Genomic DNA, 15,231 nt, shown 5'->3' on the forward strand with positions numbered 1-15,231 from the left:
TCTAGATCCCGAGCATTCCGGTCCACATGTCCGGGAAGTCCGGCAGGGTCTTGGCGGTCGTGCCCACGTTCTCGATCTCCACGCCCTTCACCGCGAGGCCGATGATCGCCCCGGCGGTGGCCATGCGGTGGTCGTCGTACGTGTGGAAGACACCGCCGTGCAGCGGGCGCGGTCGGATGTGCAGCCCGTCGGCCGTCTCCGTGACGTCGCCGCCCAGCTCGTTGATCTCCTTGGTGAGCGCGGCCAGCCGGTCCGTCTCGTGCAGCCGCAGATGGGCGACGCCGCTCAGCGTGGAGGGCGAGTCGGCCAGCGCCGCGACCGCGGCGATGCCCGGGGTCAGCTCGCCGACCTCGCCGAGGTCGACGTCGATGCCGTGGACGCGGCCCGTACCGGTGAAGGTGAGACCGCGCTCGGTCAGCTCGCAGCTGCCACCCATCGCGGCGAAGATCTCCCGCAGCGCGTCACCCGGCTGGGTGGTCCGCTCGGGCCAGTCGGGGATGGTGACCTTGCCCCCGGTCACCAGCGCGGCGGCCAGGAACGGCTGCGCGTTGGAGAGGTCCGGCTCGATCGTCAGGTCCCGGCCGAGCAGCGCGGAGGGCGAGACCCGCCACACGTCCCGCTCGCCGCCCGTCTCCGGCTCGTCCACCTGCGCCCCGACGGCCCGCAGCATGTCGACGGTCATCCGGATGTGCGGCATCGAGGGGAGGGTGGAACCGGTGTGCCGGACCTCCACGCCCTGGTTGAAGCGCGGCCCCGACAGCAGCAGCGCCGAGACGAACTGCGAGGACGACGAGGCGTCGATCGCCACCGGGCCGCCGTCCAGCGCCCCGCCGCCGTGCACGGTCAGCGGCAGCGCCCCGCGCCCGTCGTCGTCGATCCGCGCGCCCAGCGCCCGCAGCGCCTCGATCACACCGGTCAGGGGCCGCTCGTAGGAGCGCGGGTCCCCGTCGAAGCGGACCGGGCCGTCGGCGAGGGTGGCGACGGGCGGCAGGAAGCGCATGACGGTGCCGGCGTTGCCGACGTCCACGGTGGCCGGGCCGTGCAACCCCGCCGGGATGATCCGCCAGGCCTCGCCGGAGCTGTCCGGGGAGGCCGCGGCGGACGGGCTGGTCGCGGACGAGGAGGAGACCGTCTCCTCGATGCCGACGCCCATGGCGCGCAACGCTTCGGCCATCAGCAGGGTGTCGCGGGAGCGCAGCGGGCGGCGCAGCCAGCCCGGCTCGGAGGCCAGCGAGGCCAGCACGAGCGCCCGGTTGGTGACCGATTTCGATCCGGGCACGGTGACGGTCGCGTCGACGGCTCCGCTCGCGTATGGGGCGGGCCAGAGGGCGGGCTGCACGGAACTCTCGGTCATGGCCCTTACTTTAATGGCTCCGCGCAAACCCGGATCGGCATCAAAAAGGCGGAAACCGGTCCGTAACGAAAGACTGGTACGGACCGGAGCGTCTGCCAGGGCTCACAAGCGTTCTTCCGCCGCTCCGGAGCCGCCCTTAGGACGCTGGGAACGCCCGTCCGCGCCTCACCGGCCCAGCAGCCAGCGCCCCCCGCCGATCAGCGAGCACAGCGACACCGCGTGGAAGAGGAACAGCCACAGCACCGCCGGGGCGTGGGTCAGCCGGGCCAGCTGGTCCGCGTCGGAGTCCGGCGCACCCCCGAACCGCCGCTTGGACTGGAGCTCGAAGGGCGGCCGCACTCCGCCCAGCAGCAGGAACCAGACCACCGTGTACGCGAACACCGACTGCACGTCGGGTGAGGTCAGCCAGGACACCAGCAGGAAGGCCGTGCCGGTGAGGATGACGGTGAGGGCCCCGTACACGTTGCGGATCATCACGAGCACCGCCGCGAGCAGCGCCGTGGCCACCCACAGCAGCAGCGTGATCCGGCCGTCGGCCAGCAGCCAGGCGCCACCCAGGCCCAGCAGCGAGGGGGCCGTGTAGCCGGCCGCCGCGGTGAGGATCATGCCGATCCCCGTCGGCTTGCCGCGGCTCACGGTCAGCCCGCTGGTGTCCGAGTGCAGCCGGATACCGGAGAGCTGTCGCCCGGTGACCAGGGCCACCAGCCCGTGGCCGCCCTCGTGCGCGATGGTGATGGTGTTGCGCGCGAGGCGCCATATCGGGTTCGGCACGACGGCGATCAGCGCCAGGGCGGCCGTCACCACCACCAGCCACTGCTCGGGAGCGGGCTGGACGCCGGTGAGGCGGTCCCACAGGGCGCCCAGTTCGGTGCTGTTCATCGGCCGGGCGACTCCTTGCGGTGGGGGCGGGCGGTCGTGGCAGTCTGGCACTTATGTGCGGACGGTATGCAGCGAGTCGGCGGCCCGAGGACCTCACCGGACTCTTCGGGGTCGAGAAGTGGGAACCCACCGAGACCCTGGAGCAGGACTGGAACGTGGCGCCGACCAAAGAGGTCTACGCGGTACTGGAGCGTCCTGTTAAGGACGCGGACGACCAGCGTCCGGTTCGCCAGCTGCGGACCCTGAAGTGGGGGCTCGTGCCCTCCTGGTCGAAGACCCCCGAGGGGGCCGCCCGGATGATCAACGCCCGCGCGGAGACCGTGCACGAGAAGCCCTCCTTCCGCCGCGCCTTCGCCCAGCGCCGCTGCATCCTGCCCGCCGACGGGTACTACGAGTGGGTCACCGGCGCGGAGGAACGGCAGCTGGAGGAGAAGAAGGGCAAGAAACGGGCGCGCAAGCAGCCCTACTTCGTCACCCCGGCCGACGGCTCGGTCTTCGCGATGGCCGGACTCTACGAGTTCTGGCGCGACCCGACCCTCCCCGGCGACCACGAGAACGCCTGGTGGGTGACGTGCTCGGTGATCACTACCGAGGCCGAGACCACACCCCTGGCCGTCGCCCCCGCAACCGGCCCCGGCGCGCTCGCCGACATCCACCCCCGGATGCCGCTGATGCTCACCCCGGACCGCTGGGACACCTGGCTGGACCCCTCGCACACCGACCCGGACGAGTTGCGCGCGCTGCTGGAGCCGCCGCCCGGCGGGTTGATGCGCGCCTACCCGGTCGCCACCGCCGTCAGCAACGTCCGCAACAACGGGCCCGAACTGCTGGAGGAGCTGGCGGCACCCGAGGAGTCGACGCTGTTCTGAGCGGGACGCGGGGGAGGATGGCCCGGTGAGCCGTAACCCGAGTGCGCAGAACGTACGACACGTCACCACCGGCGCCGGTGAGGCCCGGATCACCTGGTTCGCCGCGTCCGAGCCCCGCCTCGTGCTGGCCGCGAGCCACGGGGCGGGCGGCGGCATCGAGGCCCGTGACCTGATGGCCCTGGCCGCCGCCCTGCCGGTCCACGGCGTAACCGTCGCCCTGGTGGAGCAGCCCTGGCGGGTGGCCGGCAAGAAGGTGGCGCCCGCCCCGAAGACCCTGGACACCGGCTGGCGCGGGGTATGGCCCGCGCTGGCTGAGCCAGGGCTGCCGGTCGTCTCCGGAGGACGCAGCGCCGGGGCCCGTGTCGCCTGCCGGACCGCCACCGAGCTGGGCGCCCTGGCCGTCCTCGCGCTCAGCTTCCCGCTGCACCCCCCGGGCAAGCCGGAGAAGTCCCGGGCGGACGAGCTGCTCGGCACGGGCGTGCCCACCCTGGTGGTCCAGGGCGGCAACGATCCGTTCGGGCGACCGGAGGAGTTCCCGCCCGGACCGTACGAGTTGCGGGCCGTGCCCTACGGCGACCACGGCTTCGCCGTACCGAAGAAGTCCGGGCTGAGTGAGGATCAGGCGATGGACCTGCTCACCGGTGCGGTGACCGGGTGGCTCGCCCCGCTCGGGTGACCTGGGCCACGGGAATGCCGCGTGAGGGGGCGCTGTTGTTCGGGACGTCGGTACAACAACGTCGTACGTGGAGAGGGAGTCCGCCGCATGGGTTCGACCATCTGCCCGAGCCGCTCGAACGCCGCTGAACTGGAGTGGACCGTGCTGCACGCGGCGAGGACCACCTCTGGGCGGACCCTGGGCGAAACCGATCGGCAGCCTGCCCCGAAACAAGATCGACAGCCCGCCTCGAAGCAAGGTCGACTATTCTCCGAGGCGAGCGGGTCCGGTTTCGGCTCCGCCACATCGTTGGAGGAGGTGGGTCCGGTCACTGGGACCGACACAGGGACCGACGACGGCCGTGCAGCGGAGACGACCGCCGAGCGCAACGCGCGCTTCGAGCGGGACGCCCTCGGTTTTCTCGACCAGATGTACTCGGCCGCGCTGCGCATGACGCGCAATCCCGCCGATGCCGAGGACCTGGTCCAGGAGACCTACGCCAAGGCGTACGGCTCCTTCCACCAGTTCCGTGAAGGCACGAACCTCAAGGCGTGGATGTACCGCATCCTCACCAACACCTTCATCAACTCGTACCGCAAGAAGCAGCGCGAGCCCCAGCGCAGCGGCGCCGAGGAGATCGAGGACTGGCAGCTGGCGCGTGCCGAGTCACACATGTCGACCGGTCTGCGTTCGGCCGAGTCCCAGGCCCTCGACCACCTGCCGGACTCGGACGTGAAGTCGGCGCTGCAGGCGATCCCCGAGGAGTTCCGCATCGCCGTCTATCTCGCCGATGTCGAGGGCTTCGCCTACAAGGAGATCGCGGACATCATGGGGACTCCCATCGGTACGGTGATGTCCCGGCTGCACCGCGGCCGCCGTCAGCTGCGCGGCATGCTGGAGGACTACGCCCGCGAGCGCGGGCTCGTCGCGGCCGGTGCCGGTGACTCGGACGATCGGAAGGGCTCTACCTCATGAGCTGCGGAGAGCCGCACGAGACGGACTGCTCGGAGGTCCTCGACCATCTCTACGAGTTCCTCGACCGGGAGATGCCCGAGGGCGACTGCACCAAGTTCGAGACGCACTTCGAGGAGTGCTCCCCGTGCCTGGAGAAGTACGGCCTGGAACAGGCCGTGAAGAAGCTGGTCAAGCGCTGCTGCGGTCAGGACGAGGTCCCGACCGACCTGCGCTCCAAGGTGATGGGCCGGATCGACCTGATCCGGGCCGGCGAGGCCGTACCCGAGCAGGACGTCACCGTCGTCGGCCCGGACATCACCGTCAGCGGCCCGGACATCACCGTCAGCGGCCCGGACCGGACCGCGACAGCGCGGGAATAGTCACCCGAATGTGCTAATCGCACCCGTAGCGGCCCGGTGAACCCGCCGACTCGCTAGCGTGGCGCCTCCATGGAGCGGCGGGGGGCGAGCGCGGGCGTGAGAGGCACACCGGTGGCGGCGCGCGTCTGCATCCTGACAGTGGCGCTCTGCGGCATCTGCTGCGCCCTGCCGGTGTTACGCCCCGGCGCCGCCACTCCGTGGGGCACGCTGGGCCTGCTCGCCGCCCTCTGCCTCACCTGCGAGGCCGTGGGTCGCCGCTTCGACCCGGGCTCGGTCCGGGACGGGGCCGATTCCCTCCTCCCCCTGCTGCCCGCCGCCGCCTTCCTGCTCCCGCCCCCGGCCGCCGCGCTGGTCGCGGCGGTGGCGACCCTGGCCGGCCGGGTGGAACGGCCCCCCTTCGCGGCCCGCCGGACCTGGCGGACCGCCCAGCTCGCCCTCACCTGCTGCGCCGTCTCCTGGACCCACACGCTCCTCGGCGGGCCCGCCGCCCTGGGAGGCTCCGGCCCGCCGCACTTCCCCTACGCACTGCTGCCCGCGGGTGCCGCCGCCCTCACCTTCTCCCTGGTGCTGACGGCCCTGGACTGCGTCATCCTCGCGGCGGCCGAGGGACAGCCCCTACGCCGTTCCTGGCGCGCCCTGCTGCCCCGCGCCCTGGGCCCCCACCTGGTGCACGCGCTCGCCGGGCTGATGATGGCCGTGCTGTGGCGCAGCTCGTACGGGCCCGCCTCCGCGCTCTTCGTCCTGCTGCCGATGTACATCTCCTGCTGGGTCTTCGCCCAGTACCACCGCGAGGACGCCGCCCACCGCGCCACCATCCGCGCACTGGTCCAGGCCGTCGACATCAAGGACGCCTACACCCGCGGCCACAGCGAGCGGGTCGGCCGGGCCTCCGTGCTGATCGCCCGTGAACTCGGTGTGGACCAGGGCCGCCTGGAGGCGCTCCGCTTCGCCGGCATCCTGCACGACGTCGGCAAGCTGGGCGTACCGACCCGGGTGCTGCGCAAGGACGGCCCGCTCACCCCCGACGAGCGCCGGGTCATGGAGCTGCACCCGGAGTACGGACACGAGATCGTCCGCTCCATCGGCTTCCTGGACGAGGCCCGCGCCGCGATCCTGCACCACCACGAGCGGCTCGACGGCACCGGTTACCCCTACGGCCTCCGGGGCGGCCGCATCCCCGAGGCCGCCCGGATCGTCGCGGTCGCCGACGCCTTCGACGCCATGACCTCCACCCGCTCCTACCGGCCCGGCCGGCCCGTGCCCGCCGCCCTGGCCGAGCTGCGGCGGTGCGGGGGCAGCCAGTTCGACCCGCGGATGGTGCGGGCGCTGGTGCGCGCCCTAGACCGGCACGGCTGGAGCGGCGCCGCCCCCACCTCGTCCGCCGTCACGGCGGACGAGGTGGGGGCGGCGGTCGCGGTGCCCACGGCCCGCCGGGAAGCCGGACGGCCGCGGAATCGACCGGCGGAGCGCCCCGCCCGGGACCGGTCCCCGTGACAAGTCCCCTGCCGTCGAAGAGCCGCAGCCTGCGAAGAGGCCGCGCGGTCCGCAGAGGCCGCCCGCTCGGGAGGGGCCGCCCGCTCGGGAAGGGCCACCGCCCGCCCGCCCTCCTCGCCGTGCGCGCCGCCGCCCTCACCCTCACCCTCGCCGCGCTCGCCCACACCCTGCGGTACGGGCTCGTCGAACCGGGCCACGCCCTCGCCTTCGGTCTCCTCGTCGTCGCCGGGGAGCTGGCCCGCCGGGGCGGGGCGCCCGGGGAGCGGGAGCCCGCGCCGCTCGCCGCAGCCGGGGCGCTCGCGTACGCCCTGCTCGGGGACAGCGCGGGGGAGCCGACCGGGCACGGGCCCCTCCAGGTGGTCACCGTGGTCGTCGCCGCGCAGCTCGTGGCCGCCGTGGAGCAGTCGGCCCGGGGCGGCGGCCCGGACGTGGACCGGGCGACGCGGCGGGTGCTGACGGTGGGGTTCGCCGCGGTCTGCTTCCAGCCGCTCCACCACTCCGGGCAGACGGTGCGGTGGTTCGGCGACGGGCTGCGCTTCGCGCTGTTCCTGCTCGCGTTGCTGGTGCTGACCTCCCTCTGCGAGGCTCTGCTCGCCGCCCTGGTGGCGCGTGCCCGGGCCCTGCGGTACGGCACCGGGCCCCCACCTCCGTACGGGCCGTTCCTCGCCGACGAGGTGCGCGCGCTCGCCGGGATCGGGCCCGCGGTCGGGGCGAGCGGGGTGGTGCTGGCGCTGGGGGTCGCCGTCGCCGGGCTGTGGGCGCTGCCCGTGCTCTGTGTGCCGCTGCTGCTGACCCAGGTCTCCTTCCGCCGGTACGCGGCCGTCCGCACGACCCGCCGGCAGACCATCGCCTCGCTCGCCCGCGCCACCGAGATCGCCGGGTACACCCCGCCCGGCCACGCCCGCCGGGTCGCCGTGCTCGCCACCGCCGTGGGGCGGGAGCTGGGCTTCACCGGGGCGCAGCTGACCGTGCTGGAGTACGCGGCCCTGATGCACGACATCGGCCAGCTCTCCCTGCTCGACCCGGTCGCCGACGGGGCCACCACCCGGCTGCCCGCCGCCGAACAGCGCCGGATCGCCCTGCTCGGCGGGGCGGTGGTCCGCCGGACCGGGGTGGACCCGCAGGTCGCGGCGGTGGTGGAACAGCAGGCGGACCCCTACCGGGAACAGCTGCCCGCCGCCAGAATCGTCAGGACGGTCAACGCATACGACGACCTGTGCGGGGAAGGCGTCGGCGGGCCGCTGGGGGCGCTGGAGGAGCTCAGGCTCGCCACCGGCCACGACCACCAGCCGCAGGTGGTGGAGGCCCTTGCCAGAGTCCTCGGCCGGGGCGGTCTGACCCGGGCCGGGGCTGGGTAACCCATGGGTAATGAGCGGGCGTCCGGCCGGGCATGGTTGGATGCGAAAGCAGAGCGGAAAACGAGGGTGTCCAGTCGGGACAGGCGGGAATCGTGAGGATCTTCGGGAAGGTACGGCATCGGCCGTCCGCCTCTTGGCGGCAGGCCACGGACCGCGCGTTCACGCTGATCGGCGACGGCCGGTACGAGGACGCGGGGGCGCTGCTGACGCGCGCGGCGGATCTGGAGCCCTGGCTCTCGGAGTCCTGGTTCAATCTGGCGCTGCTGCACAAGTTCCGCCACGACTGGGAGCAGGCGCGCGCGGCGGGCCTGCGGGCGGTCGCGCTGCTGGACCGCGAGTCCGGCGCCCCGGACTGGTGGAACGTCGGGATCGCGGCCACCGCGCTCCAGGACTGGCCGCTGGCGCGCCGGGCCTGGCAGGCGTACGGCCTCAAGGTGCCCGGCTCCGGGTTGAACAGTGCGGCCACCACCGAGCCGACGGGCATGGAGCTGGGCAGCGCGGCGGTGCGGCTCTCGCCGGAGGGTGAGGCCGAGGTGGTCTGGGGGCGCCGGCTCGACCCGGCCCGGATGGAGGTGCTCTCCATCCCGCTGCCGTCCTCCGGGCGGCGCTGGGGCGAGGTCGTGCTGCACGACGGGGTGCCCAACGGGGAGCGGGTCACCGCCGCCGGTCCCTCGTATCCGGTCTTCGACGAGATCGAGCTGTGGGCGCCCTCCCCGGTGCCGACCTGGGTGGTGCTGCTGGAGGCGGCCACCGAGGAGGACCGGGACGCGCTGGAGAAGCTCGCCTCGGACGCCGGGTTCGCCGCCGAGGACTGGTCCTCCTCCGTACGGCTGCTGTGCCGGGCCTGTTCGGAGAGCCGGATGGAGAGCGACGAGGGCGACGGGGAGCACCTGGACCCGCACGACCACAGCGAGCCGGGCCACCCGGGACCGCTCGGCCACCGGACCGCGGGCGCCGGTGACCTGTGGGTCCCCGAGCGCGAGTGCGGTCTCGCGGCCCCGGCCGGACTGGTGCGCGGGCTGCTGGACGGCTGGGTCGCCGACAGCCCGGACAGCCGCGAGTGGCGGGATCTCGAAGAAGTCTGCTGACCACTGCCCGTAGGCTGTACGCGCACCGATCGCGGTGCTGTTCCTCCCGCGCATCCCGGCATCCGGCCGGGTCCGGCGGGGTCACCGAGTTCAGGTTTTGCAGGAAGGCGTACGGCGGACATGTCGCAGCAGGAGACGGACGGGCGGATCGGTGTGGACGACGAGGGGTTCATCGTCGACACCGAGGACTGTGAGGCGCGCGAGGCGGCCTACCGCGAGCGGGGCACCTCGCGTCCGATCACGGTCGTGGGCAACCCGGTGCTGCACAAGGAGTGCGAGGACGTCACCGAGTTCGACGACGAGCTGGCGCGGCTGATCGACGACATGTTCGCCAGCCAGCGGACGGCCGAGGGCGTGGGCCTGGCGGCCAACCAGATCGGCGTGGACCGCAAGGTCTTCGTCTACGACTGCCCGGACGACGACGGCAAGCGGCACGTGGGCGTCGTCTGCAACCCGGTCCTGGAGGAGCTGGCCCCCGAGGCGCGGGTGCTGGACGACTCCAACGAGGGCTGCCTCTCGGTCCCGACCGCCTACGCCGCCCTCGCCCGCCCCGACTACGCGGTGGTGCGCGGCCAGGACGCCCAGGGGAACCCGATCAAGGTGCGGGGCAGCGGCTACTTCGCGCGCTGCCTCCAGCACGAGACGGACCACCTGTACGGCTACCTGTACATCGACCGGCTCTCCAAGCGCGACCGCAAGGACGCGCTGCGGCAGATGGAAGAGGGCACTCCGCGCTACGAGACCGTCCCGAACGGCTGAGGCGCCGCGCGGGCCCGGGGCCGTTCAGGCGACGTCGGGCACCGCGCGCGCCGGGCCGCGGAAGGTCCGGCGGTAGGCGTTCGGTGTCGTGCCGAGCGTACGCACGAACTGGTGGCGCAGGGTCGCCGCCGTGCCGAACCCCGTCTGCCCCGCGATCGTGTCGATCGTCTGGTCGGAGGTCTCCAGCAGGTGCTGGGCCAGCAGCACCCGCTGCCGCAGCAGCCAGCGGTACGGGGTCGTCCCGGTCTCCTGCTGGAAGCGGCGGGCGAAGGTGCGCGGCGACATGTGCGCCAGGGCGGCCAGCTGCTCCACCGTCATCTCCTGGTCGAGGTGGTGCTCCATCCACGCCAGCGTGGAGCCGACCGTGTCACAAGCGTTCCGGGGCAGCGGGCGGTTGATGTACTGCGCCTGGCCGCCGTCCCGGTGCGGCGGCACCACCATCCGGCGGGCGATCGTGTTGGCCGCGTCCTGCCCGTACTCCTGGCGGACCAGGTGCAGGCAGGCGTCGATCCCGGAGGCGGTGCCGGCCGAGGTGATGACCGCGCCCTCGTCCACGTACAGCACGTCCGGCTCCACGATCGCCTTCGGGTAGCGGCGGGCCAGCTCCGCCGCGTGCCGCCAGTGCGTCGTGCAGCGGCGGCCGTCCAGCAGCCCCGCCGCCCCGAGGACGTACGCCCCGGAGCAGACGCTCAGCACCCGCGCCCCGCGCTCCACGGCCCGGCGCAGCGCCTGAAGGGCCGCCTCCGGGTATGCCAGATCAGGGGCGTGGCTGCTCGCCGGTACGGCGACGAGGTCGGCCTCCTCCAGCCGCTCCAGGCCGTGCGGCGTACTGATGGTGAAGCCGGCGTGGGTGCGGAGCACCGGGCCCTCGGCGGAGACCACCGCGAAGTCGTGGACCGGCAGCCCCTCTTCGCTCCGGTCCAGGCCGAATACCTCGCAGAGCACGCCGAGTTCGAAGGGGTGGACCTCGTCGAGCAGCAGGACGGCGACATTTTTCAGCATGGCGTCAGTGTGGCACGAGTGTGGCAGTAATTCGATGCTGCGTGGCAGTGCTGCCACTGACGGAATCCTCCGGGGCGGACGACAGTAGAGCCATGAACCTCTTCCTGAACTACCTCGTCGTGACCGCCCTCTTCGTCTTCGTCGCTCTCCCGGCCGCCGTCGGCCTCATCCGCGAGCGGCGCATCGACCGTCAGCTGCGCGACGCGGAACGGAGGGAGGCGGAGCCCACGGAGACGCGAAGCGCCGCGCGACCCCATAAGGTCACGCGGCACTCCTACCCGAAGGGTTGGGCGAAGGCCTAGGAGAGCGCCTTGCCGGTCCGCCGTCCCGAAGGTGACGCCGGCTCAGCCGACGGTGGAGAAAAAGACCGAGGTGTCCTCGGCCCACCAGAACGAGCCTTCACCGTCGGCCCATTCGGAATACCAGCCCTCCAGGGCCTCGATCAGCTCCGTCAGCTCGTACCTGAGGTCGGGATCCATCCGGTCCAGCACCTCGCGGTAGGCCTTGATGGCGGGCCCGGCCTGCTGCATCGGCCAGCACCCGATCTCCGGCGACCCCTCCACGGGCGGGGGGATGTGGAACGCGATCTCGGACGGCGGTCCGCTGAAAATGTACTGACTGGGCAGCAGGTCCACGGCGACGCCCGCCGCGCTCAGCTGGTCGTCCAGAGTGGTGAAGACGGTGATGGGGCTGCGGTAACTCGCCAGCGTGGACATGTCGCTGCCGTTGTGGTCGATGACGATCTGGAGAGCCGTGTAATAGGCGTTTCCGGCCCATTCGGCGGTGGAGTCGGTACGTCCGGAGACGAGCTGCTCCAGGGCGTCCTGCACCGACAGGCCCCAGTCCACGTCCTGGGCGTCCAGATCGTCCTGCCGGGCCTGGGCCGCCGCCCGCATCTTGTCCAGCAGCCGTATGTCGTCGGCGGTCAGGTCCTGTCCGGGAAGGAATCGCGCGATCTTGCCGCGGTTCGCCATGCTGTAGTTCACGATCTTGCTCATGGGGGGATTCTCCCAAGAGGTACCGCGGATCGGGCCACGGTTTCCGCCCTGTTCGTCAGCGCTGGTTCCCGCCCTCGTCCCGGTACTCGGGGAACAGATGGGGGTGTTGATGGGCCAGGACTCGCGTGATCGCTTCGTCGGTGGGGTCCGTGATGTCCCAGCGGTGTGAGGAGGGGTGTGCGGCGAAGAGTTCGCAGGCTCTTTCACGGGTGCCGCGTACGGGACACCAGGGGAGCGGCATGAGCTTGGCGAGCCCTGAGCCCTTCCACCGGACCCGGACCGCGCGTCCGGGCCGTCCGCCTTCGTCCCAGAGCATCGCGGCGTGCAGGTCGTCATGTTCCTCGCCGAGTTCGCACAGGACGTGCCCGGCTTCGGGACGGTGTCCGGCGGGCGACAGAGCGATGAGGTGGTCCGGAGGCGGGAGAAGAGCGACGGCGGTGCACTGGTTCATGGTTGGGTCCGTTCCCGTAGATCGTCGGAGGCGTCGTCGGTGCTGAGTGGTCCGGCTATGAGGTCCCCGAGCGGGTCGGTGACGTCCCAGGAGTGCCCAGTGGTGTGGTCGTTGAAGAACGAGCACCGTAAGAGGGCGTCGGTGTCGAAGTTACGGAGGGTGGCGGGGCACCAGGGCTCGGCCTGGACGCGGTGGGTGCGGTCGGTGCCGGTGCCGCTCCAGAAGAACCAAAGGGCGGGCCGGTCGGGTTCGTCGGCGGCGCTGAGGAGTGCGGCGTGATCGGTAAGGGTGGCGTGTTCGCCGAGTTCACACAGGACGTAGTGGTCGAGGGTGAAGTCGTCGGGAGGGGCGCCGGGTCCGCCGGCCATGGTGACGAGGGCGACGGTCACCTCACCGAGAGGAATCCGGGTCACGACGGTGCACTGAAGCACGTGAGGTCTCTTCTGTGGAGGGGCTACGGGCGGTCGGCCGGGGAGGTGTGCCACCCGGCGAGGCTGAGCCCGACGGCGGGGTCGAGGACGGTGAACTGAAGGGGGAAGCCCGCTTCCAGGGTCCGTATGGCGTCGTCCTGGCGGTGGTGGTCGGTGGCCCAGAACCGCAGCCCTTCGGGAGCGTCGGAGCCGTGGAAGAGGACGGACCGGACGTCGCCGGGTGACTCGTCCCGTACGCCGCTGCCGTGTCCGTCGGCGAGGCGGAGGGCCTGTCTGCGGAGCCACAGCAGGACGAGCCGTCGGTTGCGTACGCTGACCCGGCCGAGCGAGGCGAACCGCTGCCCGGCGGCCAGGGTGACCTCGGCGGCGTAACTGGCGCACATCATGCGGCACGCCCGTGGTCGCCGCACCCGATCAGGGCCTTCAGCTGTTCGGCCGCCACCTCGATCTCCGCCACGACGGCGGTCCGGGTGGCCAGTCGGTCTTCGAGGGCGGCGTCCAGCCCTGTGAAGAACAGGGCCCGGTAGGCGGGGTCGGCTTCGATGCGTACGAGTTCGGCGAAGGGTGCGGTGGGGGTGGCCGGGTGCCGGGTGAGCGCCCACATGAGGCGGGGGAGCCGGAGCCGTAGGCGGATCTCGGCGGCCCCCAGGGCGAGGGTGAGCCGTACCCGTAGCCGGGCGAACGCGCCGCTCACAGCACCTCACCTCGACTGCGGGCGTTGGCTCGTGCGGTACGGGCGCGGAGCTGCTCTATGGGCAGCGCGGGCCGTACGTGCCGGGGTTCGACCTCCCACTCGATCCCGCCGCCGACGGGGCGGAGGGACCAGTAGAGGCCGGCGACCCCTCGGAACTCGCCGACGCGGTTGCCTCGGCTGGTGTCTACCAGGAGGGTTCCGACAAAGGGGAGTTCAGGAGGTTGCTGGGTATTCGGGCGTAAGTTCTCGCCGTGCATCGAGTGCTCCTCATACCGTCGCGGCGTCCGCCTGGCGACAGAGGCCGTCAGCGCGGGACCGAATCTCGTGACATCTCTAGAGAACTCTAGTTCTCTAGAGATGTCAACCGGTCGGCTTGCATTTGTACAGCTCTGCTGTTCGCATCTGGGTGGGTGTGCGTGAGTCGACTCACGCACACCCATAAACGCCCAGGTGGGCCAGCTGATCTGTCTGCGGGGCCTTGCCCGGATGTCGCGTGAGTGACTGGCGGGCCTAAGCTGTCCGGAAAGGAGAGGAACCCGTTGATGGCCACCGACGCCAGCCGCCGTGAGCCCAAGTACCAGCGGATCGCGAACGCCTTGAAGGCGGAGATCCGGTCAGGAGCATTGGGGGCGGGGAGCCGTCTCCCGGGCGAGAACGACCTCATGGCGCAGTACGGCGTAGCGCGCATGACGGTTCGGCAGGCGCTGAGCGTGCTCCAGAGTGAAGGGCTGACGGAGGCGCGGAAGGGCGTGGGTGTTTTCGTCCGAGCCTTCCAGCCGCTGAGGCGGCGCGGGATTCAGCGGTTGGCGAGCGAGCAGTGGGGGTCCGGACGTTCTGTCTGGGAAGCGGACCTCGAGGACCGGGACCTGGTGGTGGACCAGGTGGAGGTACGCGAGGGAACCGCCTCGGAGAACGCGGTGAGGATGCTCGGTCTTGGGGCGGGGGAGAGTGTCTGGATCAGGAGCCGGCGGTTCGTCCTGGACGGCAAGCCGGTGCTGTTGTCGACCTCGTACCTTCCCGCGTCCCTGGTTGCGGGCTCGGCCATCACCCGGCCGGACACTGGTCCGGGAGGCGTCTATGCGCGGCTGGCCGAACTGGGCCACAAGCCGGTTCACTTCCGCGAGGAGATCCGGTCCCGGATGCCTTTGCCGGAGGAAGCGTCGAAGCTGAGCCTGCCGGCAGGTACGCCCGTCATGCTCGTTTGCCGCACCGCTTTCGCGGAGGAGGACCGCCGCCCTGTGGAGGTCAACGAGATGGTTCTGGACGCGGCGGCCTACGTCCTGGAGTACGACTTCGACGCGTGACGTGACTGCCTCCGCGTGACGGGGAGCGTCCAGGCTGGGAAGTTTGACGTCGCTTCGCGGGCTCGGTGCTGAGCATCGCCCCGCTCTGCCGTGCATGGTGGGAAGGTCCGGCTGCCTGGACGGGCTCCCTGGCTACCGCCGATGCCCGTGGGCGGTGTGCCATTGCTGCTTGCTGTGACAGGTCCACCAGGTCTTACGAAGCGGTGATCACCCTCACGTCAGTCCTCATGTGGATTTGATCCGAGTGCATACAACGCCTTGGCCTATGCGCTCTGGAGGGTCATTTGGAACAAAGATTGCCACCTGCCGGTCTCAAGGATCTTCTCCGAGTCTGAGTAGGCGGCAGTACCGCCCGTCATCCGCTGAGGCCGACGCCCCGGATGATGGGCACCCGTGAGCTTCCTTGGAAGCCGCCTTGCATGCAGAGGTTGGTGTTTTCCGCAGGTGCACACGACGCAAAGGTCGACGCCGTCCGACCAACGGCACAGGGCCGCCGAACTGTGCCCGGCGTGAAGGGTCCCAGCCGGAACAGGCAAGGCCCGGGCACCGACTGGTGCCCGG

The 15,231-nt window shown here is 71.6% G+C and carries 19 protein-coding genes; 10 read left to right on the forward strand and 9 right to left on the reverse strand.

The window, feature by feature from the left end:
• Position 1 precedes the first annotated feature (1 nt).
• Positions 2–1,354, reverse strand: coding sequence for a 3-phosphoshikimate 1-carboxyvinyltransferase (aroA, locus tag ACIQAK_RS07675; protein ID WP_366387373.1), 1,353 nt, complete (start codon positions 1,352–1,354; stop codon positions 2–4).
• A 165-nt stretch (positions 1,355–1,519) separates the two neighbouring features.
• Positions 1,520–2,233, reverse strand: a complete 714-nt coding sequence (locus ACIQAK_RS07680) for a M50 family metallopeptidase (RefSeq protein ID WP_366387374.1) — start codon at positions 2,231–2,233, stop codon at positions 1,520–1,522.
• Between the two features lie 53 nt (positions 2,234–2,286).
• On the opposite strand from ACIQAK_RS07680, the gene ACIQAK_RS07685 reads away from it, so the two are divergent.
• The 8 genes from ACIQAK_RS07685 to def all read left to right on the forward strand — a co-directional run bounded on the left by ACIQAK_RS07685 (position 2,287) and on the right by def (position 9,790).
• Positions 2,287–3,102, forward strand: a complete 816-nt coding sequence (locus ACIQAK_RS07685; protein ID WP_366387375.1) for an SOS response-associated peptidase — start codon at positions 2,287–2,289, stop codon at positions 3,100–3,102.
• A gap of 25 nt (positions 3,103–3,127) precedes the next feature.
• Positions 3,128–3,778, forward strand: a complete 651-nt coding sequence (locus ACIQAK_RS07690) for an alpha/beta family hydrolase (RefSeq protein WP_366387376.1) — start codon at positions 3,128–3,130, stop codon at positions 3,776–3,778.
• 297 nt (positions 3,779–4,075) lie between these two features.
• The gene (locus ACIQAK_RS07695) at positions 4,076–4,732 is read left to right on the forward strand and encodes a sigma-70 family RNA polymerase sigma factor (protein WP_366387812.1); all 657 of its coding nucleotides are present in this window, start codon (positions 4,076–4,078) and stop codon (positions 4,730–4,732) included.
• Positions 4,729–5,091 carry a mycothiol system anti-sigma-R factor gene (rsrA, locus tag ACIQAK_RS07700; protein WP_366387377.1) on the forward strand — a complete coding sequence of 121 codons (363 nt, stop codon included), beginning with the start codon at positions 4,729–4,731 and terminating at the stop codon, positions 5,089–5,091. The genes ACIQAK_RS07695 and rsrA overlap by 4 nt, the downstream gene beginning before the upstream one ends.
• A 96-nt stretch (positions 5,092–5,187) precedes the next feature.
• Complete coding sequence (locus ACIQAK_RS07705; RefSeq protein ID WP_366387378.1) at positions 5,188–6,585, forward strand: HD-GYP domain-containing protein; 1,398 nt, start codon at positions 5,188–5,190, stop codon at positions 6,583–6,585.
• A gap of 119 nt (positions 6,586–6,704) precedes the next feature.
• On the forward strand, positions 6,705–7,943 hold the full coding sequence (locus tag ACIQAK_RS07710; RefSeq protein WP_366387813.1) for a metal-dependent phosphohydrolase: 1,239 nt from the start codon (positions 6,705–6,707) through the stop codon (positions 7,941–7,943).
• A gap of 92 nt (positions 7,944–8,035) precedes the next feature.
• Positions 8,036–9,031 carry a hypothetical protein gene (locus ACIQAK_RS07715; RefSeq protein WP_030561019.1) on the forward strand — a complete coding sequence of 332 codons (996 nt, stop codon included), beginning with the start codon at positions 8,036–8,038 and terminating at the stop codon, positions 9,029–9,031.
• Positions 9,032–9,151: 120 nt separating this feature from the next.
• Positions 9,152–9,790, forward strand: a complete 639-nt coding sequence (gene def, locus ACIQAK_RS07720) for a peptide deformylase (RefSeq protein WP_366387379.1) — start codon at positions 9,152–9,154, stop codon at positions 9,788–9,790.
• A gap of 24 nt (positions 9,791–9,814) precedes the next feature.
• Here the strand turns inward: def and ACIQAK_RS07725 are convergent, their stop codons facing one another.
• The gene (locus ACIQAK_RS07725; protein WP_366387380.1) at positions 9,815–10,792 is read right to left on the reverse strand and encodes a helix-turn-helix domain-containing protein; all 978 of its coding nucleotides are present in this window, start codon (positions 10,790–10,792) and stop codon (positions 9,815–9,817) included.
• Positions 10,793–10,884: 92 nt separating this feature from the next.
• Here ACIQAK_RS07725 and ACIQAK_RS07730 point away from each other — a divergent pair, with 92 nt between their 5' ends.
• Positions 10,885–11,094, forward strand: a complete 210-nt coding sequence (locus tag ACIQAK_RS07730; RefSeq protein ID WP_366387381.1) for a hypothetical protein — start codon at positions 10,885–10,887, stop codon at positions 11,092–11,094.
• 42 nt (positions 11,095–11,136) lie between these two features.
• On the opposite strand, the gene ACIQAK_RS07735 is transcribed toward ACIQAK_RS07730, so the two are convergent.
• The 6 genes from ACIQAK_RS07735 to ACIQAK_RS07760 are packed head-to-tail and all read right to left on the reverse strand — an operon-like array spanning position 11,137 to position 13,623.
• Positions 11,137–11,790 carry a hypothetical protein gene (locus tag ACIQAK_RS07735; protein WP_366387382.1) on the reverse strand — a complete coding sequence of 218 codons (654 nt, stop codon included), beginning with the start codon at positions 11,788–11,790 and terminating at the stop codon, positions 11,137–11,139.
• 55 nt (positions 11,791–11,845) lie between these two features.
• A complete protein-coding gene (locus ACIQAK_RS07740; protein WP_366387383.1) occupies positions 11,846–12,241 on the reverse strand; it encodes a hypothetical protein in 396 nt (131 codons plus the stop codon).
• Positions 12,238–12,654 (reverse strand): hypothetical protein, encoded by a 417-nt coding sequence (locus ACIQAK_RS07745; RefSeq protein ID WP_366387384.1) that lies wholly within the window; start codon positions 12,652–12,654, stop codon positions 12,238–12,240. The genes ACIQAK_RS07740 and ACIQAK_RS07745 overlap by 4 nt, the downstream gene beginning before the upstream one ends.
• Positions 12,655–12,695: 41 nt before the next feature.
• Entirely contained in the window at positions 12,696–13,058 is a 363-nt protein-coding gene (locus ACIQAK_RS07750; RefSeq protein WP_366387385.1) for a hypothetical protein, read from the reverse strand.
• Positions 13,055–13,366, reverse strand: coding sequence for a hypothetical protein (locus ACIQAK_RS07755; protein ID WP_366387386.1), 312 nt, complete (start codon positions 13,364–13,366; stop codon positions 13,055–13,057). Before ACIQAK_RS07755 ends, ACIQAK_RS07750 begins: the two co-directional genes overlap by 4 nt.
• On the reverse strand, positions 13,363–13,623 hold the full coding sequence (locus ACIQAK_RS07760; RefSeq protein WP_366387387.1) for a hypothetical protein: 261 nt from the start codon (positions 13,621–13,623) through the stop codon (positions 13,363–13,365). Before ACIQAK_RS07760 ends, ACIQAK_RS07755 begins: the two co-directional genes overlap by 4 nt.
• Before the next feature lie 285 nt (positions 13,624–13,908).
• Here ACIQAK_RS07760 and ACIQAK_RS07765 point away from each other — a divergent pair, with 285 nt between their 5' ends.
• The gene (locus tag ACIQAK_RS07765) at positions 13,909–14,670 is read left to right on the forward strand and encodes a GntR family transcriptional regulator (protein ID WP_366387388.1); all 762 of its coding nucleotides are present in this window, start codon (positions 13,909–13,911) and stop codon (positions 14,668–14,670) included.
• Positions 14,671–15,231 lie beyond the last annotated feature (561 nt).

Origin of the sequence: Streptomyces sp. NPDC088706 (assembly GCF_044752765.1) — a bacterium.
GTDB lineage: Bacteria > Actinomycetota > Actinomycetes > Streptomycetales > Streptomycetaceae > Streptomyces.

Coding starts and splice junctions, on each gene's coding strand:
- ACIQAK_RS07730 (WP_366387381.1), top strand. CDS start 10,885: ATGAACCTCTTCCTGAACTACCTCGTCGTGACCGCCCTCTTCGTCTTC.
- ACIQAK_RS07750 (WP_366387385.1), bottom strand. CDS start 13,058: ATGATGTGCGCCAGTTACGCCGCCGAGGTCACCCTGGCCGCCGGGCAG.
- ACIQAK_RS07725 (WP_366387380.1), bottom strand. CDS start 10,792: ATGCTGAAAAATGTCGCCGTCCTGCTGCTCGACGAGGTCCACCCCTTC.
- aroA (WP_366387373.1), bottom strand. CDS start 1,354: ATGACCGAGAGTTCCGTGCAGCCCGCCCTCTGGCCCGCCCCATACGCG.
- ACIQAK_RS07685 (WP_366387375.1), top strand. CDS start 2,287: ATGTGCGGACGGTATGCAGCGAGTCGGCGGCCCGAGGACCTCACCGGA.
- rsrA (WP_366387377.1), top strand. CDS start 4,729: ATGAGCTGCGGAGAGCCGCACGAGACGGACTGCTCGGAGGTCCTCGAC.
- ACIQAK_RS07760 (WP_366387387.1), bottom strand. CDS start 13,623: ATGCACGGCGAGAACTTACGCCCGAATACCCAGCAACCTCCTGAACTC.
- ACIQAK_RS07680 (WP_366387374.1), bottom strand. CDS start 2,233: ATGAACAGCACCGAACTGGGCGCCCTGTGGGACCGCCTCACCGGCGTC.
- ACIQAK_RS07735 (WP_366387382.1), bottom strand. CDS start 11,790: ATGAGCAAGATCGTGAACTACAGCATGGCGAACCGCGGCAAGATCGCG.
- ACIQAK_RS07765 (WP_366387388.1), top strand. CDS start 13,909: ATGGCCACCGACGCCAGCCGCCGTGAGCCCAAGTACCAGCGGATCGCG.
- def (WP_366387379.1), top strand. CDS start 9,152: ATGTCGCAGCAGGAGACGGACGGGCGGATCGGTGTGGACGACGAGGGG.
- ACIQAK_RS07740 (WP_366387383.1), bottom strand. CDS start 12,241: ATGAACCAGTGCACCGCCGTCGCTCTTCTCCCGCCTCCGGACCACCTC.